The sequence below is a fragment of the Kitasatospora sp. NPDC086009 genome, assembly GCF_044540385.1.
Taxonomy (GTDB): Bacteria; Actinomycetota; Actinomycetes; order Streptomycetales; family Streptomycetaceae; genus Kitasatospora.
Genome location: NZ_JBITSA010000005.1, coordinates 301800 through 325114 on the forward strand (window position 1 = coordinate 301800; position 23315 = coordinate 325114).

Annotated in this window: 19 protein-coding genes; 10 read left to right on the forward strand and 9 right to left on the reverse strand. The window is 75.8% G+C overall.

Features of this window, described 5'->3' with window-relative positions; genetic code table 11:
* Positions 1-266: 266 nt before the first annotated feature.
* Together ACIF6L_RS15800 and ACIF6L_RS15805 are read right to left on the reverse strand one after the other, a co-directional pair.
* Complete coding sequence (locus tag ACIF6L_RS15800; RefSeq protein WP_396487456.1) at positions 267-2513, reverse strand: TnsA endonuclease N-terminal domain-containing protein; 2247 nt, start codon at positions 2511-2513, stop codon at positions 267-269.
* Positions 2514-2618: 105 nt separating this feature from the next.
* The gene (locus tag ACIF6L_RS15805) at positions 2619-3101 is read right to left on the reverse strand and encodes a MarR family winged helix-turn-helix transcriptional regulator (protein WP_396487683.1); all 483 of its coding nucleotides are present in this window, start codon (positions 3099-3101) and stop codon (positions 2619-2621) included.
* 259 nt (positions 3102-3360) lie between these two features.
* Between ACIF6L_RS15805 and ACIF6L_RS15810 the strand changes: the two genes are divergently transcribed.
* Positions 3361-3771, forward strand: coding sequence for an organic hydroperoxide resistance protein (locus ACIF6L_RS15810; protein ID WP_352290759.1), 411 nt, complete (start codon positions 3361-3363; stop codon positions 3769-3771).
* Positions 3772-3830: 59 nt separating this feature from the next.
* Here ACIF6L_RS15810 and ACIF6L_RS15815 read toward each other — a convergent pair whose 3' ends face one another.
* A complete protein-coding gene (locus ACIF6L_RS15815) occupies positions 3831-4232 on the reverse strand; it encodes a hypothetical protein (protein ID WP_396487458.1) in 402 nt (133 codons plus the stop codon).
* Between the two features lie 118 nt (positions 4233-4350).
* Between ACIF6L_RS15815 and ACIF6L_RS15820 the strand changes: the two genes are divergently transcribed.
* On the forward strand, positions 4351-4722 hold the full coding sequence (locus ACIF6L_RS15820; protein WP_352290761.1) for a hypothetical protein: 372 nt from the start codon (positions 4351-4353) through the stop codon (positions 4720-4722).
* Positions 4723-4777: 55 nt separating this feature from the next.
* On the opposite strand, the gene ACIF6L_RS15825 is transcribed toward ACIF6L_RS15820, so the two are convergent.
* Together ACIF6L_RS15825 and ACIF6L_RS15830 are read right to left on the reverse strand one after the other, a co-directional pair.
* Positions 4778-5428, reverse strand: coding sequence for a beta-glucanase (locus ACIF6L_RS15825; protein ID WP_359804655.1), 651 nt, complete (start codon positions 5426-5428; stop codon positions 4778-4780).
* 169 nt (positions 5429-5597) lie between these two features.
* A complete protein-coding gene (locus ACIF6L_RS15830; RefSeq protein WP_359834721.1) occupies positions 5598-6320 on the reverse strand; it encodes a CBS domain-containing protein in 723 nt (240 codons plus the stop codon).
* A 282-nt stretch (positions 6321-6602) separates the two neighbouring features.
* On the opposite strand from ACIF6L_RS15830, the gene ACIF6L_RS15835 reads away from it, so the two are divergent.
* Positions 6603-8132, forward strand: a complete 1530-nt coding sequence (locus tag ACIF6L_RS15835; protein WP_396487461.1) for an SDR family oxidoreductase — start codon at positions 6603-6605, stop codon at positions 8130-8132.
* 54 nt (positions 8133-8186) lie between these two features.
* The gene (locus ACIF6L_RS15840) at positions 8187-10088 is read left to right on the forward strand and encodes a hypothetical protein (protein ID WP_396487463.1); all 1902 of its coding nucleotides are present in this window, start codon (positions 8187-8189) and stop codon (positions 10086-10088) included.
* An 81-nt stretch (positions 10089-10169) separates the two neighbouring features.
* On the opposite strand, the gene ACIF6L_RS15845 is transcribed toward ACIF6L_RS15840, so the two are convergent.
* Positions 10170-10961, reverse strand: a complete 792-nt coding sequence (locus ACIF6L_RS15845; RefSeq protein WP_329491367.1) for an arylmalonate decarboxylase — start codon at positions 10959-10961, stop codon at positions 10170-10172.
* 262 nt (positions 10962-11223) lie between these two features.
* On the opposite strand from ACIF6L_RS15845, the gene ACIF6L_RS15850 reads away from it, so the two are divergent.
* Both ACIF6L_RS15850 and ACIF6L_RS15855 read left to right on the forward strand, forming a co-directional pair.
* Positions 11224-12582, forward strand: coding sequence for an NtaA/DmoA family FMN-dependent monooxygenase (locus ACIF6L_RS15850; protein WP_359804645.1), 1359 nt, complete (start codon positions 11224-11226; stop codon positions 12580-12582).
* Positions 12579-13799, forward strand: a complete 1221-nt coding sequence (locus ACIF6L_RS15855) for an LLM class flavin-dependent oxidoreductase (RefSeq protein WP_396487466.1) — start codon at positions 12579-12581, stop codon at positions 13797-13799. The genes ACIF6L_RS15850 and ACIF6L_RS15855 overlap by 4 nt, the downstream gene beginning before the upstream one ends.
* 42 nt (positions 13800-13841) lie before the next feature.
* Here the strand turns inward: ACIF6L_RS15855 and ACIF6L_RS15860 are convergent, their stop codons facing one another.
* Entirely contained in the window at positions 13842-17219 is a 3378-nt protein-coding gene (locus ACIF6L_RS15860) for an AfsR/SARP family transcriptional regulator (protein WP_396487468.1), read from the reverse strand.
* Between the two features lie 179 nt (positions 17220-17398).
* Between ACIF6L_RS15860 and ACIF6L_RS15865 the strand changes: the two genes are divergently transcribed.
* The 3 genes from ACIF6L_RS15865 (at position 17399) to ACIF6L_RS15875 (ending at position 20619) form a co-directional block, all read left to right on the forward strand.
* A complete protein-coding gene (locus tag ACIF6L_RS15865; protein WP_396487470.1) occupies positions 17399-18007 on the forward strand; it encodes an SDR family oxidoreductase in 609 nt (202 codons plus the stop codon).
* Positions 18004-19257, forward strand: coding sequence for an MFS transporter (locus ACIF6L_RS15870; RefSeq protein ID WP_396487471.1), 1254 nt, complete (start codon positions 18004-18006; stop codon positions 19255-19257). The genes ACIF6L_RS15865 and ACIF6L_RS15870 overlap by 4 nt, the downstream gene beginning before the upstream one ends.
* A 594-nt stretch (positions 19258-19851) precedes the next feature.
* The gene (locus ACIF6L_RS15875; RefSeq protein WP_359804635.1) at positions 19852-20619 is read left to right on the forward strand and encodes a response regulator transcription factor; all 768 of its coding nucleotides are present in this window, start codon (positions 19852-19854) and stop codon (positions 20617-20619) included.
* On the opposite strand, the gene ACIF6L_RS15880 is transcribed toward ACIF6L_RS15875, so the two are convergent.
* Entirely contained in the window at positions 20592-21779 is a 1188-nt protein-coding gene (locus ACIF6L_RS15880) for an FAD-dependent monooxygenase (protein WP_396487473.1), read from the reverse strand. The two genes, ACIF6L_RS15875 and ACIF6L_RS15880, sit on opposite strands and share 28 nt — an antisense overlap.
* Before the next feature lie 125 nt (positions 21780-21904).
* Between ACIF6L_RS15880 and ACIF6L_RS15885 the strand changes: the two genes are divergently transcribed.
* A complete protein-coding gene (locus tag ACIF6L_RS15885) occupies positions 21905-22666 on the forward strand; it encodes a TetR/AcrR family transcriptional regulator (RefSeq protein WP_396487475.1) in 762 nt (253 codons plus the stop codon).
* A gap of 82 nt (positions 22667-22748) precedes the next feature.
* Here the strand turns inward: ACIF6L_RS15885 and ACIF6L_RS15890 are convergent, their stop codons facing one another.
* Positions 22749-23315, reverse strand: coding sequence for a MarR family winged helix-turn-helix transcriptional regulator (locus ACIF6L_RS15890; RefSeq protein ID WP_359804629.1), 567 nt, complete (start codon positions 23313-23315; stop codon positions 22749-22751).

Sequence of the window (23315 nt, forward strand, 5' to 3'; positions counted from 1 at the left end):
GCACGGGCCGCCGGGTAGCACCCGCCCCCCGGCCCGCACCGTCGGCTCGTACCACCGTGCCGGGTACCACCGCCACGGTGGCGCGGGTGTCGGCGTGCCGCAGCCGCCTCGCCGGTGGACCGGCTCCGGCGAGGCGGCCGGGCCCGTGCCATGGCGCCGGTACCGCCGACTGCCGGCACCGGGGCCACGAGGTCCGGCGTACCCGCCCGGGCGGACCCGGGCGGACCCGGCGCGCCGCCCCGGGCGCACGGGGGACCGCACCGGTGCTACCTACCGGCCGCCCATTCCTGCGCCAGGCGCTGCTTCCACCCCTTCGGGGCCGGCCAGGCCACTCCCCAGGCGGCGAGCTGGGCCCGGGTCCAGCCGCCTGCCGCCGTTCGGGCCGCCTCGACCTCCGCCGGGGAGGGCACGACCCTCGGCTGTGGGGACACCTCCGGAAAGAGGGGGATCGACTCCGTCCCCGGCGACGGCGACGGAGGCGCGGAGGTGTCCGGGGCGGGGGCGTCCGGGGCGGGGGCGTCCGGGGCGGGGGCGGACACCGGAATGAAATCCGATGCCGGAGTCGGATCCGACAGCGGGGCGGGAACGCTCGCCGGCGCGCGGCCCCGCAGCCGGTAGGGGTGGGTGCGCCAGGCCCAGCCGCGCCGGAGCACCAGCGCGGCGAGGTCCAGCGACTTCAGTGGCAGGGCCCCTGCGGCAGCCCTGACCTGATGCCAGGTCAGTTCGCCGCCCCTCGCCAGCGCTTCGTCCAGCGCGGCCTCCAACCGGCCGTCGACCGGGCGGTCCTCCAGGAGTCTGCGGGTCCTCCAGCCGTCGGTGGCCACCAGACCCCACCCGCGGGCCCGGCAGAGTGCCTCCACCGCACGGTACTTGGCGACGTTGACGGCGGTCGCCATCTCGTAGACCGGTTTGACCTCGATCAGGACGCAGCGCCCGTCGGTGGTGGCCACGAGGAGGTCCGGGTAGTAGGTGCGCCGGCGACCGTCGAAGTCGTAGCCGATGGCCAGGGGCTGTTCCTGGTAGTACGCGATCTGCGGGGCGAAGCTGAGCAGTTGGACGACCCGCCACTCGGTCTCCGACTCGTAGGCGACCTCGCGGCCCAGCTTGGGGCAGTGCCAGGACCCGGAGCGCCCGTCCTCCCCGGCCGTGTCCCGCAGGGCCGCCAGCTCCCCGCGCGGCGGGGCGGGCTGGGGCGCCCCGAACCAGCTGACTTCGGCCTCCAGTGCGGCCCAGCGTCGGGCGGCGCGTTCGATCCGCCCCTGCCGTGACAGTTCGCGACGCGCGGCGTCGTGGCGAAGGGCGCGCACGGTCACGGCCTCGGCCGCCAGGTTCTCCGCGCGCAGCTTCCGAGCACCGGCCAGTTGGGCGATCACCAGCGCGGCCTGCCGCACCGGGACCGCCGGCAGCAGCACCTCCGCGAGGTCGAGCAGTCGGGCCGACGCCGGGGGGTCCGCCACCGCTGCACCGGCGGTCCGGGAGCCGTCCAGCGGATCCGGCCCGTCCCCGGCGGGCGAACCGTCGGGCGAGCCGTCGGGCGAACCGTCGGGGCACGGTGGATCATCGACCCGGCTCAGCCCGGCGAGCAGGGTCCGCAGGCTCCGGGTCGCCGGCGCGGCGGTGCTCGCCATGCCGCGCACCGCCTTCACCTGGAGCTGGCGGACCCGCTCCCGCGAGATCCCGAACGCCTCGCCCACCGCCGCCAACGACTCGGCCGGTCCGTCGTGCAGCCCGAGGCGGCGGCAAACAATCTCGCGGCTCCGCCCAGCGGGTATCTCCGCCGCCGCGGCGGCGGCCAGCTCGCGGAGCAGCAGCACCGTGTCGGGGTCGCGCTCGGCGATCGGCGCCCAGTCGGTCGTCAGCCTCGACGCCCCGGGGCAGAGGCACTCCAGGAGCCAGTCGTCCAGCAGCAGACGCGCCTCGCCCTCCCACAGCCGTCGGGCGGCCGCCTGCCGCAGCGGTGCGGCTACGACCGCCAGGTCCGCCACGACCGGACGCGCGACGAACTCCGCCCGGCGCTCGGCCCGCAGCTGGTGCCCGATCGTCCGCTCCCACTCGGCCCGCACGTCATCGAGGCGGGCCGACCACTGCGGCCCGGCGGCGGGCTCGCCGCGCGTGGGCCCGGCCGGGGCAGGCTCCCCGGGGGTGGCCGCCGGAGCGTGACCGGCGGCCCGTCGCCGGCGCAGCCCGCGTGGGGGACGGCGGCGCGCGTCGAACACGCTCCGCCACGGATAGTCCGGGTCGGCGGCCAGGCGCGCTCGGAGCCACTCCAGCTCAGCGCTCCCGACCAGCGCGACACCGGAGGCCGGTCCGCCGCCGGAAGCCGGACTGTCCTCGACCAGCTCGGCCTCGGGCACGAGGCGGGCCAGCCGGGCGCCGATGGCCCCGGTCGTCCGGCCGTGCCGCCCGGCCAGTTCGGACAGGTCGAAACCCTCCCGAACGCCGTCGACAAGCCGCCCGGTCTCCTCGTCGCTCCACGCGCGGCCCTGCCGCGACGCGGGTGCCGGACCCTCCACGTTCCCCCCCGGGTTCGTTCACGAGGGATCCAGTATGCCCGCCGCCACCGACTGGACGCCGCCGCACCGGCGGGCCCGGCCGGTCAGCCTTCGGCGCCGTCGGCGTCAGCCTTCGGCGCTGTCGGCCAGGAGCGCGGAGTCGAGCGCGCCGGTCACCCGGTTGAGCAGGGCTCGCAGGTCGGCGAGGTCCTCGACCGGCAGGCCGGTGGCGGCGAGCAGCCTGCGCGGCACCTGCCCGGCGCGGTCGCGCAGCTCGCGCCCGGCGTCGGTGAGGCTGACGGTGACGGAGCGCTCGTCCTCGGGGCTGCGCTCCCGGCGGACCAGGCCGGCCGCCTCCAGCCGCTTGAGCAGCGGCGAGAGGGTCCCGGAGTCCAGGCGCAGGTGCTCGCCGATCCGCTTCACGGGCAACTCGCGGTGCTCCCAGAGCACCAGCATGACCAGGTACTGGGGGTAGGTGAGCCCCAGGTCCTTGAGCAGGACGCGGTAGACGCCGCCGAACGCGCGCGAGGCGGCGTTCAGCGAGAAGCAGATCTGCTGGTCGAGCCGGAGCAGGTCCTCGTCGCGGAGCGGCTGCTCGCCGTGGAGCAGGTCCGCGACGGGCGCACCGGAGCGGGCGGCATCGACGGAAGCGGCATCGACAGAAACGGCGTGGACGGGCAGGGCGTCGACGGACGGCGGGTCGGCGGCGGCGATCTCGGGGGGTGTTGCCATGACTCCATGATAGCGGCCGTGCGCACCATTGAGTTGTGCGCAATTGAATTGCGTGCTCTACTTGTACCTGGAAGGCGGCCCCACCGGCCGCCGGGGACAGAAGCAGTACGGACGCAGGACGAAAGGGACCAGACCCATGGACGCGATCTACACCGCTGTGGCCACCGCGAACGGCCGAGAGGGCCGCGCCGTCAGCTCCGACGGACAGCTGGACCTCGCGCTGGCGATGCCGCCCGCCCTCGGCGGCAGCGGCCAGGGCACCAACCCCGAGCAGCTGTTCGCGGCCGGCTACGCGGCGTGCTTCGCCAGCGCGCTGGGCCTGGTCGGCCGACAGGCCCGCGTCGACACCAGCGAGGTCTCGGTCACGGCCGAGGTCTCGATCGGCAAGGACGGCGCCGGCTTCGGCCTCGCGGTCGTCCTGCGGGTCGAGCTGCCGGACGCGCTGGCCGGCGAGGGCGGCGAACTCCTGGTCAAGCAGGCGCACGAGGTCTGCCCCTACTCCCGCGCCACCCGGGGCAACATCCCGGTGGAGCTCGTCGTCGAGTAGCAGCACCCGCCCCCCGGCAGGTCAGGGCCCCGCCGCGCCGTCGGCGGGGCCCCGCGGCGTCATCCGCCGCCGGGCGGCTCCCCGGCGGCGGCCTCACCCGGTCCGCCGGCGTCCCGCAGGACGTCCAGGCGGTGCCGGTACTCCTCCGTGTCGATCTCGCCGCGCGCGAACCGCTCGGCGAGCAGCTGCTCGGCCGTCGGCGAGACCGCCCGGCGCGGCGGCCCGGCCGGCCCGGTCGCGGCCCACGGGCCCGGCGGCACCGGCCGCGCGCCCCGCGAGGTCCGCGACAGGTGGCGGACCAGCGCGACGGCCGCCAGGACGAGGACCGCCAGGACCAGCAGCAGGAGGAGGGCCAGCAGGCCGTAGCCCCAGCCGCCCAGCACGTGACCGTGGCCGTGCCCGTGGCGCGGACCGTTCCAGTGCCCCATCACGGCCTCCTCCTCCGGCCCCGCAGGGCTCATCGAGGTGATCGGCGCCTCATCACCATCCTGCGCCCGCAGGTGCTCCGGCGGACCTGAGGATTGTCTGAGAAACGCTCGCGACGCGCCGATCGTGCCCGTCGGGGTAGCGTTGCGGCCCATGGACCACCACCCGCCGGCCGACGACCGCGAGCGGCTCGTCGCGGCCGGGGTGCTCCGCCGCTACGAGGACCGACGCCTGCATCCGGCCCTGCGCCACTCGCCGATCTTCTACGTCTCCAGCCGGCTCTGGGCGGAGCTCACCGCGCTCGCCATCGCCCCGGAAGCGGCCGCCGCCACGGCGCACGCGCTGCTGGCCACCATCGCCGACCAGGCCGTCGACGCCGCCCTCGCCCCCGGCAACGAAGGCGCCCCGCGCGACGACCTGTACGTGACGCACCCCGCCCACATCGGCCCGTACCGCCGGGTGGTCTGGTTCCAGCGCACCGGCCCGCGCGGCCTGATCACGGCGACGTTCCCGCCGGACCGGTGAACCGCGCTGCCCCCGGGCCGACGGCTCCGACCCGGGGGCAGCCGCGCGGCCTTCGTCAGCGCTCTATCCGCAGGCTGTGGCAGGTCCAGCTCAGCCGGTCCGGACCCGTGGCCGGGGGCCGGTCGTGGTACGTGCCGTCCGCCACCGAGAGGTTGACGATCAGGTAGGCGTGGAAGTCCGGCCCGACCCCGCGCCGGTCCGCGTGCACGAGCGTGTCGCCGACGAACCAGTCCACCGAGCGCGCGCCCAGCACCGCCCGCAGGTCGAAGGTGGCGCCGGGGGCTATCCCGGCGTCGGCGCCGTGCCAGTACCGGGAGCCGCCGCGAACGTGGTTCGAGACCTCCAGCAGGTCCGGATGGTCGGGGTGGTACTCGAAGACGTCCACCTCGTTGCCGCCGTCCCGCCAGGTCCAGATGGCCGGCCAGGCGCCCGTCTCGACGGGGAGCGTGACCCGCGCCGTGAGCACGTCGCCGGTGCGGACCTGGAACGCCTCCGGGCTGCCCTCGGTGGTGAGCAGGCTGCACGTCCACAGGTCGCCGCCGTGCCGCCGGACGGCGGCGAACACGCCACCGGGGCAGTAGGAGCGGCTCAGGAAGTCCAGCTTGTGATCGCCCCGGTTGGTCGGCCCCATCCGGGGATAGGCGCTGCTGCGGCCCGCCACCCACTGCCTGGTCGAAGTGAAATCCGCGTCGAACACGACTGCCACGGCCGCCTCCCGGGTCACCCGGCGCGTTCGGCGGCCCGCTGCCGCCGCACACAAGGAGTGACTTACCCGATACTCTCCGCAGTATGCGAAGCGGACGCTCCGAGTCCGTGGTCAGGACGGCGGGCCGCGACGGGACGCCACGGGACAGCGGCGCCGGCCCAGGCCGGAGTCAGCCGACGACGGCGGCCTCGTCGCTGCTGCCGAGGCGGTCCGTCACCGACACCACGCCGTCCACCGAGCGGCAGAGGCTCAGCACGATCGGCACCAGGTGCGGCGCCGGCACGCTGCCGCTGAGCACCACCCGGCCCTGGTCGACCTCCACGCCCACCTCCGCCGGGCTCACGCCCTCGATCCGGCCGAGCACCTCCTCGACGATCTCGCGGCGGATCACCCGGTCCTCGCGCAGGAAGACGCGCAGCAGGTCGCCCCGGCTGACCATGCCGAACACCCGGCCGTCCTCGTCCAGCACGGGCAGTCGCTTCACCCCGTGCCGGCTCATCAGCCGCGCGGCCGCCACCACACTGGTGCCGGGGGTGACGCAGACGGCGGGGCCGGTCATCAGGTCCGCGGCGGTGACGGCCCCGCCCGGCCCCGTCCGGGTCAGCTCGGGCGGCGGCACCAGGCTGCCCGGGTCCTCCTGAGCGGCCAGGGTGAGCAGCAGGTCCGCCTCGGAGACGATGCCGAGGGGCCGCCCGTCGGGGTCCACCACCGGGACACCCGTGATGTCGTACTCGGTCAGCACGGCGACGATCTCCCGGAACCCGGTCTCGGGCGCGACCCGCACCACGGGACTGGTCATCACTGATTCGACGGTGGCATGCAGCACGCCGGTCACCTCGTCCACGAGCGATGTCGGCCGGACGACCGCCGTCCGGCCGGATATCTGGAGCATCCCTCCCGGCCGCGCCCCCGGCCAGGGGCCGAAGGGGCTGACATCCCGGGACCAACGGCACCGCCGTCCGACGCTCCCCTCACAGCGTACGGCGGTGCGCTCCGCTCGCCCGGCCGTCGAGCCCGGCCCGCTCCGGACGGCGGCCCGCGCGGGCGGGTGCCGGGCCGGTGCTGTGGCGGCCCGGACGGCGGGCGGCGAAGCTGGCGGAGGGCGCGTGCGGCCCGCCCGCCGGCGCCGCCGCGCCGAGCCCCGCACCCCTGACGCGGCTTTCTGGGAGGCACCATGGCCGGACCGAGCACCCCCGACGCCCCGCTGCGCTGCCTGGTCACGGGCGCCACCGGCTACATCGGCGGCCGGCTCGTCCCCGAGCTGCTGGCCGCCGGGCACTCCGTCCGCTGCCTGGTCCGCGACCCGGGCCGGCTGCGCGACCACCCCTGGCGGGCCTCGGTCGAGGCCACCGCCGGGGACGTCACCCGGCCGGAGTCGCTGACCGGGGCCTTCGCCGGCATCGACGTCGCCTACTACCTGGTCCACTCGCTGGGCACCGGCCGTGACTTCGAGGCGACCGACCGGGCCGCCGCCCGGGCCTTCGGCGAGGCGGCGGCCCGGGAGGGGGTCCGCCGGATCGTCTACCTCGGCGGTATCAACCCCGCCGGGGTGCCGGCCGCCGAGCTGTCCCCGCACCTGCGCTCGCGTGCCGAGGTCGGCCGCCGGCTGCGGGCGAGCGGGGTGCCGACCGCCGAACTCCGGGCCGCGGTGATCATCGGATCCGGTTCGGCCTCGTTCGAGATGCTGCGCTACCTCACCGAGCGGCTGCCCGTGATGGTGACCCCGAACTGGGTCGACACCAGGATCCAGCCGATCGCCGTCCGGGACGTCCTGTACTACCTCACCGCGGCGGCCCGGCTGCCGCCGGAGGTGGACCGGGCCTTCGACATCGGCGGCCCGGACGTCCTGACCTACCGCGAGATGATGATGCGCTACGCCGCCGTCGCCGAGCTGCCGCGCCGGCTGATCGTCCCGGTGCCGGTGCTCACCCCCCGGCTCTCCAGCCACTGGGTCGGCCTGGTGACGCCCGTCCCCAACTCGCTCGCCCGCCCGCTGGTGGAGTCGCTGCGGCACGAGGTGGTCCGCGGCGAGCACGACCTGGCCGAGTACGTGCCCGACCCACCCGGGGGCCCGACCGGCTTCGACGAGGCGGTCCGGCTGGCACTGCGGCGGATCAGGGACGCCGAAGTGGCCACCCGGTGGTCCTCCGCCACCCTGCCCGGCGCGCCGAGCGACCCGCTGCCCACCGACCCGGACTGGGCCGGCGGCAGCCTCTACCAGGACGTCCGGGAGCGCGACGTGGGCGCCCCGCCGGACGCGCTCTGGCGGGTGGTGGAGGGCATCGGCGGCGAGAACGGCTGGTACTCCTTCCCGCTCGCCTGGGCACTGCGCGGCCGGCTCGACCGGCTGGCCGGCGGCGTCGGCCTGCGCCGGGGCCGGCGCGACCCGGCCCGGCTACGGGTCGGCGACTCGCTGGACTTCTGGCGGGTGGAGGAGATCGAGGCCGGGCGGCTGCTGCGGCTGCGCGCCGAGATGCGGCTGCCCGGACTGGCCTGGCTGGAGCTGTCCGTCACCCCGGACGGCCTCGGCGGCAGCCGCTACCGGCAGCGGGCACTGTTCCACCCGCACGGGCTGGCCGGGCACGCGTACTGGTGGTCGGTGGCACCGTTCCACGCCATCGTCTTCGGCGGGATGGCGCGCCGGATCACCGAACGCGCCGCCGGATCCCGGAACACCGCCCCGGACGGCGCAACCATCACATGATCGACTCGTTGGACCGTCCGCCACCACACGACAGACGGCTCCGGGGAGAACGCCTTGGCAGGACGGATAGACGGCGGCGCACCGCCCCGGGGCGCGGGCGCGCGTCCGGTGGCCCGGGCCGAGGCGACCCTGGTCCGCCACTACCGCCGGCTGGTCCGGCTCGCGTACCTGGCCCTGCCGGCCGACCGGGACCGCCACAGCCGGGTGCTCGCCGCGCACGCCGCCGTCCAGCGGGCCCTGCCGTCCCGTTGGAGCAGGCTGCGGGAGCCGGCCGGCACGGACGAGGACCCGCTGTACGCCGCCCTGCGCCTGCGGGTGCTGCGCGGCGCGCTGCACCCGCGGCCCGCCGACCGGCTGCGGACGCCCCGGGTCTGGGGGCTGCGGCTGTTCACCCCCGGCGGCGGTGAGCGGGACGCGGCACTGGACCGCGGACTGGCCGCCCTGGGGGCGCCCGCCCGGTCCGCGTTCGCGCTGCTCGCCGTGGAGGAGCTGACGCCCGAGCAGGCCGCGGAGGTGCTGCTTCAGGCCGGTGCGACCGACCCCGGGCAGGCCGTCGACGAGGCCGCACGGCTCTGCGCCGGACCGGATCACGGCCTGTCGGCCTTCGACCCCTGCGCGGTGCGCGTCCAGCCGACCGACCTGCTGCGCCGCCGCCGGGCCTTCGGTGCCTCGCTCGCGGTGGCCGCGCTCGCGCTCACCGGTACCGCCGCCGCGCTGGCCGTCCCCGGTGCCCCGGCCCCGGCCGGCGCGCCCGTCCGTCCGCTCGCCGTCCCGCCGGGCGGAACGGCGCCCGACCCGGCCCGGCTGCTCCGGGTGGCAGCGGACCAGTGGCAGCACACCGCCCGGATCGACTTCTCCGCCTGGCCCGCCCGCGGCGACCGCCGTGACGACACCGCCCTGCTCGGCCGGGCGCTCGCCGCCTGGTCGGGCCCCGGCCCGCGGACCAGGCCCGAGCCGGGCACCCCGGCCGCCCCGCCGCAGGGCCCGCCCCAGCTGCTGTTCGCCGGCACCGTCGACGGCGCGGCCGTGGTGGTGCTCTACGACGGCGGCCGGCTCGCCCGCTGGACCGACGGACCCGGCGGCGGGCTGGACCTCGCCCGTGCCGACGACTCCTCCGTCACCACCGCCGGCGCGGTGGTGCTGCACCGTCAGGGGGCGACCGCCCGCTACCTGCTCGCCCCGTGGATCGACGCGGCCGACACCCGCCGGATCGACCAGCCGGACGTACCCGCCAGGGCACTGGACCGCGTGGACGGCGTGACCGCCGCGGCACCCGGCGCGAGCACCCCCGGTTCGCGCTCCCCGGGGGCGCTCGCGGACTGTCTGGGCGCCACCGTGCTCCAGTTGCGCTCCTCCACCACGATCGCCGAGAAGCACTCCTTCCTGCTGGCCGACCTCGGCGGGCTGGTGCCCGCCCACCTCAGCTACACCCCGCCGCCGGACCGCACCCAGCCGGCCCGGCAGCCCCGCGAGGCGGTCGGCCAGGACGCTCTGCTGGCCTGGGCCCGCGCGGGCTGCGCCGTTCCGGACGGCACCCCCGGTGTCAAGCAGCTCAACCTCTGGGCCTTCGCGGTGCAGCAGCTGCCGCAGAACGCGGGCGCGGCGTCCTGGGTCTGCCTGCGCGCCGACCGCTGGAACGGCGAGGGCAGCGCCGCGACCGCCGTGCTGCTGCCGAACGCCCGGGGCCCGCAGCGCACGGGCGGCGGGCCGGGTCGGGCGTGCAGCCGGTTCGAACAGGACACGGTGGGGTGGACGTGGTGGCGCTCGCCGCAGGGCACCGAGTTCCTGCTGGCCGCGGGCAGCCGGCGGGTCGGCCGGATCACGGCCAAGGGACCGGACTGGTCGGCCGACCGGGCCACGCCGGACCACACCCTGGCGGTCGAGCGGCCCGGCCGGGCCGCCGTCACGCTGGAGGCGGTACTGGACGGCGGCACCCGGATCGCTCCGCTGCGGTGAGGGCGGCCGCGGGAGCCTCCCCCTCGGCAGCCGCCCCCGGTGCGCCCGCCGGCCGCGGGCGCACCGACGCCCGACGGTGCCTCAGGCCGCCCAGCGGGCCCGGACGTCCAGGCGTCGCAGTAGCGGATGCGCGTCCCCGGCGGTCCCGGACCCGGTCCGCCGTCCCGTCACGCGGCGCGCCCACCAGGCGGACGCCAGGTTCGAGGAGAGCAGCGGGCGCCCGCTGGTGTCCTCCCGCGCGAGCTCGGCGAGCGCGCCGAGCGTCCCCATCCCGGTCCCGGTGAACAGCAGCGCGGAGTCGTCGGGGATCCCGTTCTCCTGCTGGTGGGCCCGTATTCGCTCGCGGATCCGGCCCGTGGTCACCTCGTAGGGGTCGAAGTGGTCGGACCCGTCCGGGGCCGTCCCGGCGGGCACGAGGACGACGCCGTCCACCGTGAGCCCGGCCCGCTCCCAGAAGGCGCGGGAGGTCGCGGTGAGCCACGGCTGGTAGGGCGAGACCAGGGTCAGCCGGTTCACCCCGAGCGCCTCGCAGGCGGCCAGGATCGCCTGCGTCGAGGAACTGACCGGGAACCCTGAGCGGTTCGACATCTCCTCGCACAGGGCGCGGTCGCCCGCCGGGTCCAGCAGGTAGTGCGAGGCACTGCAGGCGACCACGGCCGCGTCCAGCCGCATGCCGCCGAAACCGTCGAGGGTGTCGGGAAGGACCCGGTTGTAGGTCTCCAGCATCTCCCGGAGCTCCACCCCCGGCGTGGTGGGGAAGCGGGAGGTGTACACGTGCACGGCGGCACCGATCAAGCGGTTGAACTCCGGCTCCGCCGTGGGGTTCTCCGGGGGGACGACGACTCCGAGTCTGGGCAGCGAGAAGAGATCCATGGCCGCACAGTAGGCCGAACGCCGAGACAGGGGACAGATCCGCCGACATTAAGCGACAGACCACTCACAAGCGCTTTGCACGCCGTTCCCGTTATTGACATTCCTTGACACTCCCCCACACATCCCTGACCCGAATCCCCTTGTCCGCCACATCCGTTCGGTGAACCCTGGTGATCACAGCCGCCCCGTGGACCGGACCGCACACGCGTGGCCACGCGGCCGGCCTCCCTGGGGCCGGCCCTTCCCCGAAGGAGCAAGCCCCGTGCCTGCCGCCGCAGAACACGCCGGAAGGAAGCAGGTGCACCTCGCCGTGCAACTGCCGGCCATCCACAACGTGACCGTCTGGTCGGACCCCCGTTCCGAGAGCCAGATCGCGATCGACTCCTTCATCCGGCTCGCACGGACCGCGGAACGCGGCAAGTTCGACTTCTTCTTCCTGGCCGAAGGGCTGCGGCTGCGCGAACACAAGGGCCAGGTCTACGACTTGGACGTGGTGGGCCGTCCGGACAACCTGACGGTGCTCGCCGCGCTCGCCGCCGTCACCGACCGGCTCGGGCTCGCCGCGACCGTCAACACCACCTTCAACGAGCCCTACGAGGTGGCCCGCAAGCTGGCGAGCCTGGACCTGCTCAGCGGCGGCCGGGCGGCCTGGAACGTGGTCACCAGCTACGACGCCTTCACCGGCGAGAACTTCCGCCGCGGCGGCTTCCTCGCCGAGGCCGACCGCTACACCAGGGCGGCGGAATTCCTGCAGACCACGCGCGAGTTGTGGGACAGCTGGGCGGACGGCGACGTACCCGCCGACGCGGCGGCCGGCCGGTTCGTGCGCCCCGGCGCCGGCACCTTCGCCCACCGCGGCACGCACTTCGACATCGCGGGCCGGTTCACCACCCCGCGCGGCCCGCAGGGCCATCCGGTGATCATCCAGGCCGGGGAGTCGGACGTGGGCCGGGAGTTCGCCGCCTCCGACGCCGAAGTCATCTTCAGCAAGTACAACCGGCCCGACGAGGCCCGGGCGTTCTACCGGGACGTGAAGTCCCGGCTCGCCGCGTACGGCAGGCGCCCGGACGACCTGAAGATCCTGCCCACCGCGACCGCCGTGGTGGCCGACACGGACGAGGAGGCCACCGCGTACGCGGACGAGATCACCCGCGCGCAGGTGAGCCCGCAGACCGCGATCGCCCACCTGGAGGGCGTCTGGGGCCGCGACCTCTCGGCGTACGACCCGGACGGGCCGCTGCCCGACATCGATCCGGAGCCGGACGCCCTCCTGCTGAAGGGGCACTCGGTGTTCCGCAAGGGCCGTGAGGAGACGGCGCGGCGGTGGCGCAAGATCGCCGAGGAGCGCGGGCTGAGCATCCGTCAACTGATGATCGAGGTCCACGGCGGCCAGAACTTCGTCGGCAGCCCGCAGACCGTCGCCGACACGATCGACCGCTTCGTGCAGAGCGAGGCGGCCGACGGATTCGTCCTCGTACCGCACCTGACGCCCGACGGCCTGGGCGACTTCGTGGACCGGGTGGTTCCGCTCCTCCAGGAGAAGGGCGTGTTCCGCGAGGAGTACACCGGAACGACGCTCCGCGACCATCTCGGCCTCGGCTCCCCGAAGGAGACCTCGTGACTGCCACCCCGTCCGACTCCCCGCTGCACCTGGCCGTCGCGCTCGACGGCGCGGGCTGGCACCCGGCCGCCTGGCGGGCCCCGGACGCCAGGCCGTCGGAGCTGTTCACCCCCGGCTACTGGGCGGGCCTCGTGGCCGAGGCCGAGCGGGGGCTGCTCGACTTCGTCACCCTGGAGGACGGCCTCGGTCTGCAGTCCGAGCCCTTCCACCGCCCCGACGACCGCACCGACCGGGTCCGGGGCAGCGTCGACGCCGTACTGCTGGCCGCCCTGCTCGCGCCGCTGACCGACCGCATCGGCCTGGTACCGACCACGAACGTCACCCACACCGAACCGTTCCACCTCGCGACCGCCATCGCGACCCTGGACCACGCCGCCCGCGGCCGGGCGGGCTGGCGGCCGCAGATCGCCTCCCGCGCCTCGGACGCCGCCCACTTCGGCCGCCGCACCACCCCGCAGCTCACCGACGACGACATCCGCAACCCCGAGCTGATCGCCAAGCGGCTCCGCCCGCTCTTCGCGGAGGCCGCCGACGTGGTCGAGGTGGCACGACGGCTGTGGGACAGCTGGGAGGACGACGCGGAGATCCGGTCCGTGCCGACCGGCCGCTTCATCGACCGCGACAAGCTGCACCACATCGACTTCGAGGGCGAGCACTTCAGCGTCCGGGGGCCGGCGATCACCCCGCGCCCGCCGCAGGGCCAGCCGCTGGTCGCGAGCCTGGCCCACGCCTCGACGCCGTACGAGTTCGCGGCCCGCGCCTCGGACGTCGTCTTCGTCACCCCGCACGACCGCCCCGGCGTCGAACGGATCCTCGCGCAGGTCGACGAGGCCGTCGCCGCCACCGGCCGTGACCTGCGGGCCAGGCCGCTGCGGCGGTTCGCGGACCTGATCGTGCTGCTGGACGACAGTCCGGCGGCCGCCACCGACCGCAAGGCCCGGCTGGACGAGCTGGCAGGCGCCGAACTCGCCTCGGACGCCGTGGTGTTCACCGGCACCGCGGCCGCTCTGGCCGATCTGCTGCTCGACTGGCGCTCGGCCGGGCTGGACGGCTTCCGGCTCCGCCCGGCGGCGCTGCCGCACGACCTCGAAGCGATCACCCGCGCCCTGGTACCGGAGTTGCAGCGCCGGGGTGCCTTCCGCACGGCCTACACGGCGACGACACTGCGCGGGCACCTGGGGTTGGAGCGGCCGGCGAACCGGTACGCGCGGGTCTGACCTCGGCCCGGTGCGCTCTGGGGTGCGCCGCGGCGGGCCTGATCAGCGGTGCGCCGCGGCGGGGTCGCCCGCCGGCTGTCGGCCGAGGGCCTCGCAGCCGCGGCGGACCGCCTCCACCGCGGTGAGCCGGCCGCCCTGGGCGAACGCCGCCGCGAAGGCGGCCGCCCCCAGGACCTCCACGGCGGCCGCGGCGATCCGGTCCGTGTCGCCGCGCTCGGCGGGCGGCAACGGGGCCCCCACACCCCGGCGTGCCGCGTCCGCGGCGCCGAGCAGCAGGGCCGCGCACTCGGCGCCGCGCCGCCCGGCCGCGCCCCGGCCGGCGACCGCGGCCGCGCCGGCCAGGCCCTCCAGGGAGAGGGCCAGCGCGCGCGGCTCGTCGAGGGAGCGGGCGACCGCCCAACCGCTCAGGTGCCGGTCGGCCGCCAGGTCGGCGTCGCCACGGAGTTCGGCGACGAAGCCGAGCTCCGCGAGGAGCAGGTGGTCGCCCGCCTCCGAGGACACCTCCGCGTAGCCGTCGCGGATGTGCACCAGATGGGCCTCGGCGGCGGCCAGGTCCCCCGAACGGCGGGCGCCGAGCGCGAGGCCCATCTCGGAGTGGATCTCCCCGTACTTGTAGCCCTGTTCGGCGGCGATCCGGCGGGCCTGTTCGTGCAACTCCCGGCCCCGTTCCCAGTCGTGGGCCAGCAGGGCGAGCCGGCCCAGCCCGGACAGCCGGGCCGACACCTCGGCCTCCAGCCCCAACTCCCGCGCGATGTGCAGCCCTTCACGCTGGCGGCGGGCCGCCTCCGGGTACTCCCCCTTGATCTCGGCGAGCGCGGCGAGCGGTGAGACCGTCTGCAACTCGCCCCAGCCGTCGCCCAGTTCGCGGAAGAGCGCGGCACTGCGCAGACCGTCGCGGCCGAGACCGGCGAGGTCGCCGCGGACCAGGGCGAGGGTGGCCCGCAGACCGAGTGCGGCGGCCGTGCCCCACTGATCGCCCTCATCGGCGAAGACCGCGAGGGCGCGCGCGTTCAGCTCCTCACCCTCGGCGGCCTCGCCCGCGCTGAACAGGCCGTACGCGCAGAGCCACAGGGCCCGGGCGCGGCGCACCGGGTCGGGCACCGCACCGGCCGACGCGACCGTGCAGGCGAGCGCGTGCGCCTCCGCGCGGTCGCCGGTGAGGAGCGCGAACGCGCCGTGCAGGAGCGCGAGTTCGGAGCTGGGCCGGGGAGCGGCGGCGAGCGCGGCGGCCAGGCTGCGGCGGCCCTCGGTGAGCCGGCCGCGCAGCAGCCACCACCAGGCCAGGGCGGTGGCCAGCCGGACCGCCTCGTCGCCGTCCCCTTCCGCGGTCCGGCGCAGCGCCTCGTCGAGGGCCGCGCGCAGGTTGCCCGCCTCGGCGTCCAACCGGGCGAGCCAGGGCCGCTGGTCCGCGCCGCGCAGCCGGGGCTCGGCGCGCTCGGCGAGCGCGAGGTAGTGGCGCAGGTGGCGGCCGCGCACGGCGGCGAGGTCCGCCATCTCGTCCAGGCGTTCGGTGGCGTACGCGGCGACGGACTCCAGGAGGCGGTAGCGCCGCCCGGTGGGCTGGTCCACGACGACCACCAGGGAGCGGTCGACGAGCCGTGTCACCAGGTCGAGGACCTCGTAGCGGGTCACGCCGTCGCCCGCGCAGGTGGCCTCCGCGGCGTCCAGGTCGCAGCCGTCGCTGTGCACCGCCAGGCGGCGCAGCACGATCCGTTCGGGTGCGCTGAGCAGCTCCCAGCTCCAGTCGATCACCGCGCGCAGGGTCTGCTGGCGGGCCGGGGCGCCGCGGCGGCGGGAGCTCAGGAGCCGGAACCGGTCGCCCAGCCGGGTCGCCAGCTCCCGGACCCCCAGGGTGCGCACGCGGGTGGCGGCGAGTTCCAGGGCGAGCGGGATGCCGTCCAGCCGGCGGCAGATCTCGGCGACGGCCTCGCGGTCGGCGAGGTCGCCGCCGTCCGGGTCGCGGGGGAAGCCGGGGTCGTGGGCGGCGGCGCGCTCGCTGAACAGCCGCACGGCGTCGTCGGTCGGCAGCGGCTCGACGAGGAACACCGCCTCGCCCGTCAGGCCCAGCGGCTCCTGGCTGGTGGCCAGCACCCGCAGGTCCGGTGCGGTGCGCAGGAGCAGCTCGGCGAGTTCCGCCGCCGCGTCGACGACGTGCTCGCAGTTGTCCAGGACCAGCAGGGTGCGGCGGTCCCGCAGCGCCGTGGCGAGCCGGTGGACGGGCGAGGCGGGCCCCGCCCCGCCGCCCGTGCCCGGCGGCGCGGGGGCGTCGTCCCGGACGCCGAGCGTGGTGGCGACGACCTGGGCCAGGTCGGCGGCGGTGCCGCCGCGGACCCCCGCGAACTCCACCAGCCAGATCCCGTCGGGGCGGTTCCCGGCCGGCTCCCGCGCGGCCACGGCGGCGGCGGCCGCGACGGCCAGCCGGGTCTTGCCGACGCCGCCGGCGCCGGCCAGGGTCACCAGGCGGGTGTCGTCCAGGAGCCGGGACACCTGGGTGACGGCCGCGTCCCGTCCGATCAGGCGGGTCAGCGGGACCGGCAGGTTGGGGTGTTCGCCGGCGGGCGGGGCGGGGGCCACGGGCGGGGCGGGCGTCGCGGCGGCGGGGGCTACGGGCGGGGCGGGCGAGGCGGCGGCGGCCGGTGCCGAACCGGCCCGCGCGGTGCCCGGGCCGGGGTCCAGGCCGGGGTCCAGGCCGGGGTCCTGGCGCAGGACGGCCCGGTGGAGGGTGGTCAGCGCGGGGGCCGGGTCGACGCCCAGCTCCTCGGCGAGTCGGGCGCGGAGGTCCTCGTAGCTCGCGAGCGCCTCGCTCTGACGGCCCGCGAGGTAGAGGGCGCGCATCTGGACGGCACGCAGCCGCTCGCGCAGCGGGTGCCCGGCGACGAGCGCGGCGAGCTCGCCGGCGAGCAGCGCGTGGTCACCGGCGAGGAGCCGCGCCTCGGCCTGGTCCTCCAGGACGGCGAGCCGCTGCTCGGCGAGGCGGCACGCCGCCGACCGGACGAAGTCCTCGTCGGCGAAGTCCGCGTACGCCGGCCCCCGCCACAGGTCGAGGGCCTCGGTCAGGAGTTCCGCCCGGGCGCGCGGGTCGCGGACGCCACCTGCGTCGGCCACCAGGGCGCCGAAGCGGTCGGCGTCCAGCTCGCCGGCGCCGCGGTCCAGCCGGAGGCGGTAGCCCGCGCCCTGGCGCAGCACCCGCTCCCGGCCGAGCACCCGGCGCAGCTGGGAGACCTTGCCCTGGAGCGCGCCCTCGGGTTTCCCGGGCGGTTCGTCGCCCCACAGGTCCTGGATGAGGCGGTCGGCGGAGACCGGTCCGCCGCCGTGCGCCAGCAGGTCGGCGAGGAGTCCCCGGACCTTGACCTCGGGGACGGTGATCTCCTCGCCGTCGTCGCCCCACACCACGAGTGGTCCCAGTACCCCAAACCGCATGTCGGTCACCGTACCGCGCCCCGGTGGCGCCGGACCGGCCCGGGGGGATCTTCGACGGGCCGTCAGCCGGCCGTCAGCGCACCCTCAGCGGATCCACAGCGGATCCGCAGCGGCCCGGAAGGGCCCTCGGGCAGGGTCGGAACCACCGAGTCGCCGAGCGGCGGGAAGGAGTGACCGACATGACCAGGTACGCGGGCCGCCGGGCCGTCGTCCTCGGCCAGGACACCGACATCGGCCTGGCCATCGCCAAACGCCTGGTGGAGGGCGGGGCGCTGGTCCTGCTGGCCGCCCGCACCGCCGGGGAACGCGCCCGGGCCAGGGCCGAGCTGGGCTCCACCGCCACCGTCGTCGAACGCGCCGAGGACGGCGGTACCGGTCTCGACGACACCGACCTCCTGTTCGCCGATGCCGTGGCGGGGGTCCGCCCGCTGCTGCCGTACCTCCGGGACGGCGGCGCGGTGGTGCTCACCGCCCCGGCGCCGCCCTCCGACGCCGTGCGGGCGCTCGCCGCCGAACTGGTCTCGCGCGGCATCCGGGTCAACGCGGTGGCCCCCGGCTGCATCGAGGCGGCGCCCGCGGGCGGCCCGGCGCTGCCACCGCTCGGCCGGCTCGGCTCCGCCGAGGAGGTCGCCCGCGCCGCGCTCTTCCTGGCCACCGACGCGACCTTCACCACCGGCGCCCGGCTCCCCGTCGACGGCGGGCTGGGCCACGCCTGGCCCGCCCCACGACCTCCTCTTCGCACCACCCGTCCGCCCCGTCCCCTGGAACATCCGGAGCACGCCCCATGAGCACCTCACCCGACATCACCGACGCTCCCGGCACGGAGACCCGCTCCTCGCCCCCCGCGGCGGCGGGGGGCGAGGAACCGCAGAAGCTTCCGCTGCTCGCCCTGATCGCCCTCGCCACCGCCGTCTTCATCACCAGCCTCACCGAGACCCTCCCCGCCGGCCTGCTCCCCTCGATGAGCTCGGACCTCGCGGTGAGCGAGTCCGCGACCGGCCAGACCGTCACGATCTACGCGATCGGCACCGCCCTGACCGCGATCCCGCTCGCCTCGGCCACCGCCGGCTGGCGGCGCAAGCGGCTGCTCCTGACGGCCATGGCGGGCTTCGCCGTGGCCAACACCGTCACGGCGGTGTCGTCGATCTACGGGCTGACGATGGTCGCGCGGTTCGTCGCCGGTGTCGCCGCCGGTCTGGCCTGGGCTCTGCTCGCCGGCTACGCACGGCGGATGGCTCCCGTGGCACTCCAGGGCAAGGCGATCGCCATCGCGATGGCCGGCATCCCGGTCGCGCTCTCGCTCGGCGTCCCGGCCGGCACCTTCCTCGGCACCCAGACCGACTGGCGCGTGCCGTTCTTCGTGATGACCGGTCTCACCGTCCTGCTGCTGGTGTGGATCTCCGCCACCGTCCCCGACTACCCCGGCCAGCAGGCCGGCGAGCGGCCGAAGATGCTGCGGGCGCTGAAGGTGCCCGGGGTGACCCCCGTGCTCTTCGTGACGCTGGTCTTCGTCCTGGCGCACACCGTGCTGTACGCCTACATCGCCACCTTCCTCGACGACCACGGCCTGGGCGACAGCACCGACCTGGTGCTGCTGGTCTTCGGCGGCGCCTCGCTCGCGAGCATCTGGATCGTCGGCTCGCAGATCCACGCCAAGCTGCGCGCGCTCACCGTCGCCAGCACCCTGCTCGTCGCGGTGGCCGCGCTGCTGCTCGCGGTGCTCGCCGACACCACGGCCCTGGTGTACATCGCGGCCGCCCTGTGGGGTCTGGGCTGGGGCGGCATTCCGACCCTGCTGCAGACGGCGGTGGCCGACGCGGGCGGTGACCAGGCCGACGCGGCCCAGACCATGCTCGTGACGCTGTGGAACGTCGCGATGGCCGCCGGCGGCATCATCGGCGGTGTCCTGCTCGACGTGAGCGGCAGCGACTCCTTCCCCTGGACGGTGCTGCTGCTCCTGCTGCCGGTGCTCGTGGTGGTCCTGGTGGCCCGCAGCCACGGCTTCCCCGCCAAGCGGCCCACGCCCCAGGGCTCGTAGGCTCCCAGGCTCGCAGGCCTCCTGGAGCGCGACCGGGCGGGGTCCAGTGATCCCGCCCTCCCCGGAACGGCCACCGAAGGCAACCTGACCCCCGGGCCTTCGGTGGCTTCCGGCGTTCCCCCGGCCTCTTCGCTCGCCTCTCCGCCTCTCCGCGTACCCGCCGTACCCGCCGTACCCGCCGTGCCCGACTGCCTCCCGCTCCCCGCCGTGTCGCGCCGTGCGGCCCAAGTTCCGGGTGTCGCGGCAGATTTCATGAGCTGTTGACACGAGCGCCGGGGCTGCCGTCCGTACCCGCCCGGGCCGGAGCCGCCGCCCGCCCGCCCACAGCCCGCTGACCAGCGGCCGAAGGACTTCGGGTACGCCCGCGGCCGCCGGCCGCCGGCCGGGCGGGCAGCCTCGCCGGATCTGTGCCGGGAGCATTTCCACAGCGTGTCTCCGCAGGTCGGAGCGGATATCCGGCCGGTCGGCCGGGTTCCGCCTGGTTGCCGTGCCAAGCGGTACTTTTGTTGTGCGAACGACGCCCAGGGCCGCGACCCGGGGAGCGGACGAGGGTGGGCACGGAGGGGCGTGGCGTCCGGAGGAGGAGCAGGGAAGATGAGGACCGTACTCGTGGTGGAACGGGAGATCAGCTCCGCCGAATCGATGGTGCGCGACCTGCGCCGGCAGGGCTTCGTCGCCCGCAGCGTGGGCACCGGCGCACAGGCCCTCCGCACGTACCGCGAGGCCGATCTGGTGCTGCTCTCGCTGGAACTGCCGGACGTCGACGGCATCGAGGTGTGCCGGAGCCTGCGGACCGAGAGCGACGTCCCACTGATCGCCTTCACCCGTCGCGACGACGAGTTGGAGCGGGTGCTCGCCCTGAAGGCGGGAGCCGACGACTGCGTCGCCCAGACCTGGGGCTTCCGGGAGATGGGGGCCCGCATCGACGCGGTGCTCCGCCGGTCCTCCCGCCGCTCCGGGCCGGCGGCGCCCGAGGCCATCTCGCTGCTCCCGCTGCACATCGATCCGCGGACCCGCGAAGTGCGCCTGCGCGACCGGCTGATCGAGGTGACGTCGAAGGAGTTCGAGCTGCTCTACATCCTCGCCGCCAACTCCGAGACCGTGGTCTCGCGAAAGGAGTTGATGGCGAAGGTGTGGGGCAGCGACTGGGGGCAGGCCAGCCGCACCATCGACACCCATGTGAGCACCCTGCGCGCGAAGCTCGGCTCCAGCCGGTGGATCATCACCGTCCGCGGGATCGGCTACCGGATGGGACACGCCGCACGGTCGAAGGGACCGGCGCCCGGCGACCCGTCCGGCGCCGCGGCCGCCCCGCACGAGGGGGCCGCCGAGGATCAGCGGGTGGCGAACTCGGTCTGGTAGTCGGGCAGGGCGATCGTGCTGCTGACCTTCCGGCCCAGCTCCAGCATCCGGTTCAGGACCCAGCGCCGGCCCAACAGTCCGTCGCGCAGCCGGAGTCCGGCCGCCGTGCCCGGCGCCAGGAAGGGCCCGGTCCGGTCGCCGCCCCGCTGGCAGCCCTCGGCGTAGCCGCGCACGGCGTCCTCGTACCGGGTGAAGGCGGTGCGGTGGTCGCCCCGGGCGCGGGCGAGTTCGCCGGCCAGGACGTACGCGGCGACCATCGCGGTACCGGTGCCCATGCCGCCGATGGTCGCGCCGCAGGCGGCGTCCCCGACCAGGGCGATCCGGCCGGCGGACCAGGCGGGGACGTCCGCCCGGCTGATCGAGTCGAAGTACAGCTCCGGGGCCTCGCGCAGACTCTCCAGCAGTCGTGGCACCTCCCAGCCGAGACCCGCGAAGGCGTCCGCGAGCAGCGCCTTCTGCTGCTCCTGGTCGTGCCGGTCGTAGGGCAGCTCGGGTGAGGCGAACAGGAAGAAGGCGCCGGCCCGGGTCCGGTCCCGGTGGTCCGCGCCGACCGCGGCGAGCCGCCCGGGCACGTTGAGGCCGACCGAACCGGGCTGCAGACCCAGGTAGTTGGGCAGTTGCCAGGTGGCGGCGTAGTAGCCGAGGTGGCGGACGAAGCGCTGTTCGGGGCCGAAGGCCAGCCGGCGGACGGTGGAGTGCAGACCGTCCGCGCCGACCACCAGGCCGAACTCGCGCGGCGACCCGTGGCGGAACTCCACCCGGACGCCGTCGGGCGTCTCCTCCAGCGCGGTCACCGTGTCGCCGAAGACGTACTCGGTGGACGGCAGGCTGTGCCGGTGGAGCAGCCGGGCCAGTTCGCCGCGCGGCACCTCGACCTCGCCACCGGCGAAGTCCGCCGGCAGGTGGAGCCGGCGCCGACCGTGCCGGTCGACGAAGTCCATCGGGCTGCCACCGGTGTCGATCCGGCGCAACTCGTCGAGCAGGCCCATCCGTTGCAGCACCGTCAGGTGCGCGTCGCCGCGGAAGTCGACGGCCTGGCCGCCGCCGCGCAGGGCGGGAGCCAGCTCGACGACGGTGGGCTCGAAGCCGTACTGCCCGAGCCAGTACGCCAGTGCCGGGCCGGCGATGCTCGCGCCCGAGATGAGGACTTTGGTACCCATGTGAACCACTCCGTCCGGGAGAGCCGAGAAACTGTGTCTACTAGACACTGATTGCTGCTGTGTACGGTAGACACAGTTAGGTAGGTTCGGCAAGGGCCGACCCGGAACGGGACGGGAGCGGGAGCTTGAGCAGCACATCCGGCGACGGGGCCGAGGCGACGGCACGGCTGCTCTGGGGGCCGCCCCCGAAGCCGACCCGCGGGCCCAAACCGGCGCTCAGCCTGGACCGGATCGCCCGGGCCGGGATCGGGATCGCGGACGCGGAGGGACTGGGCGCCGTCTCCATGCAGCGGGTGGCCGGCCTGCTCGACTACACCAAGATGGCGCTCTACCGCTATGTGCCGGGCAAGGCCGAACTGGTGGCCCTGATGGTCGAGACGGCGATCGACGAACCGGCCGGGGCCGCACCGGGGGCCCCGGCGGCGAACCGGGAGCTGGCGGGCGCCTCGCCCGCCTGGCGTGCCGAACTCCACTCCTGGGCGGGCCAGTTGGCTACCACCTTCGGCGCGCACCCCTGGCTGATCGACGCCACCGTCGGCCCGCGGGTGCTCGGCCCGAAGGAACTCGGCTGGCTGGAGCGGGTGGTGGCCGCCCTCGACGGCACCGGACTGACCGGGCCGGAGCGGATGGACACCGCCGTCCTGCTGGCCGGCCACGTCCGCAGCATCACCGCACAGGCGCGCGCGGCCGGACCGGGCGGGGAGCCGGAGTCCCGGCTGCTGGCCGTCGTCGGCGGGCTGGTCCAGGAGCACGCCGACCGCTTCCCGGCGCTCGCGGCGGCGATGGCCGTGCGGGACGGGCGTGACCGGGCACTGGAGTTCGGCCTGGAGCGCATCCTGGACGGCCTGGCGGCCCTGATCGCCCGGCGGAACGGGCTGACGGGCTGACGGGCGTCCGGCCGTCAGCCCACGTCAGCGGTGGCGCGCGGGTCAGCGCGGATCAGCGCGGGTCAGCGCGGGTCGGCGCGGGTTACGCGGGTCGGCGCGAGTGGCGCAGGTCCTCCAGCTCGGTGGTCATCCGGCCGAGGAAGCGGGCCACCGCCGCCAGCTCCACCGGGGTGAACTCGCCGCGCACCGCCTCGGTGCGCCGGGCCACCGGCGCGAACCACTCGGCGGCCATCCGCCCGGCACCGGGCAGGTAGTGCACCAGGACCTGCCGGCGGTCGGCGGCGTCCCTGGTCCGGCGGATGTGTCCGGCCCGCTCCAGCCGGTCCAGTACGGCGGTGACCGCCCCCGAGGTGAGGGCCAGCTCCTCGCCGAGCCGGCCGGGGGTGATCCCGCCCCGGCCGGGCTCGGCCCGCATCACGGCGAGCAGCGCCTGGACGTCGGTGGCGTGCAGCCCGCTGGCGGCGGCGAAGCCGTGCCCGAGCAGGTTCATCTCGGAGGCGAGGGCCTGGAGGAGCCGGCCGAGCGCCGGGGTGTCGGAGGGTACGGTCGCGGACGGGTCCGCAGGCGCCGGGGCGGCGGACGGTACCGGGGCGGCGGACGGTGCCGGGGCGGGCGGGGGCGTGCTCGGGTCCTGCTCCGACAAGGTCAT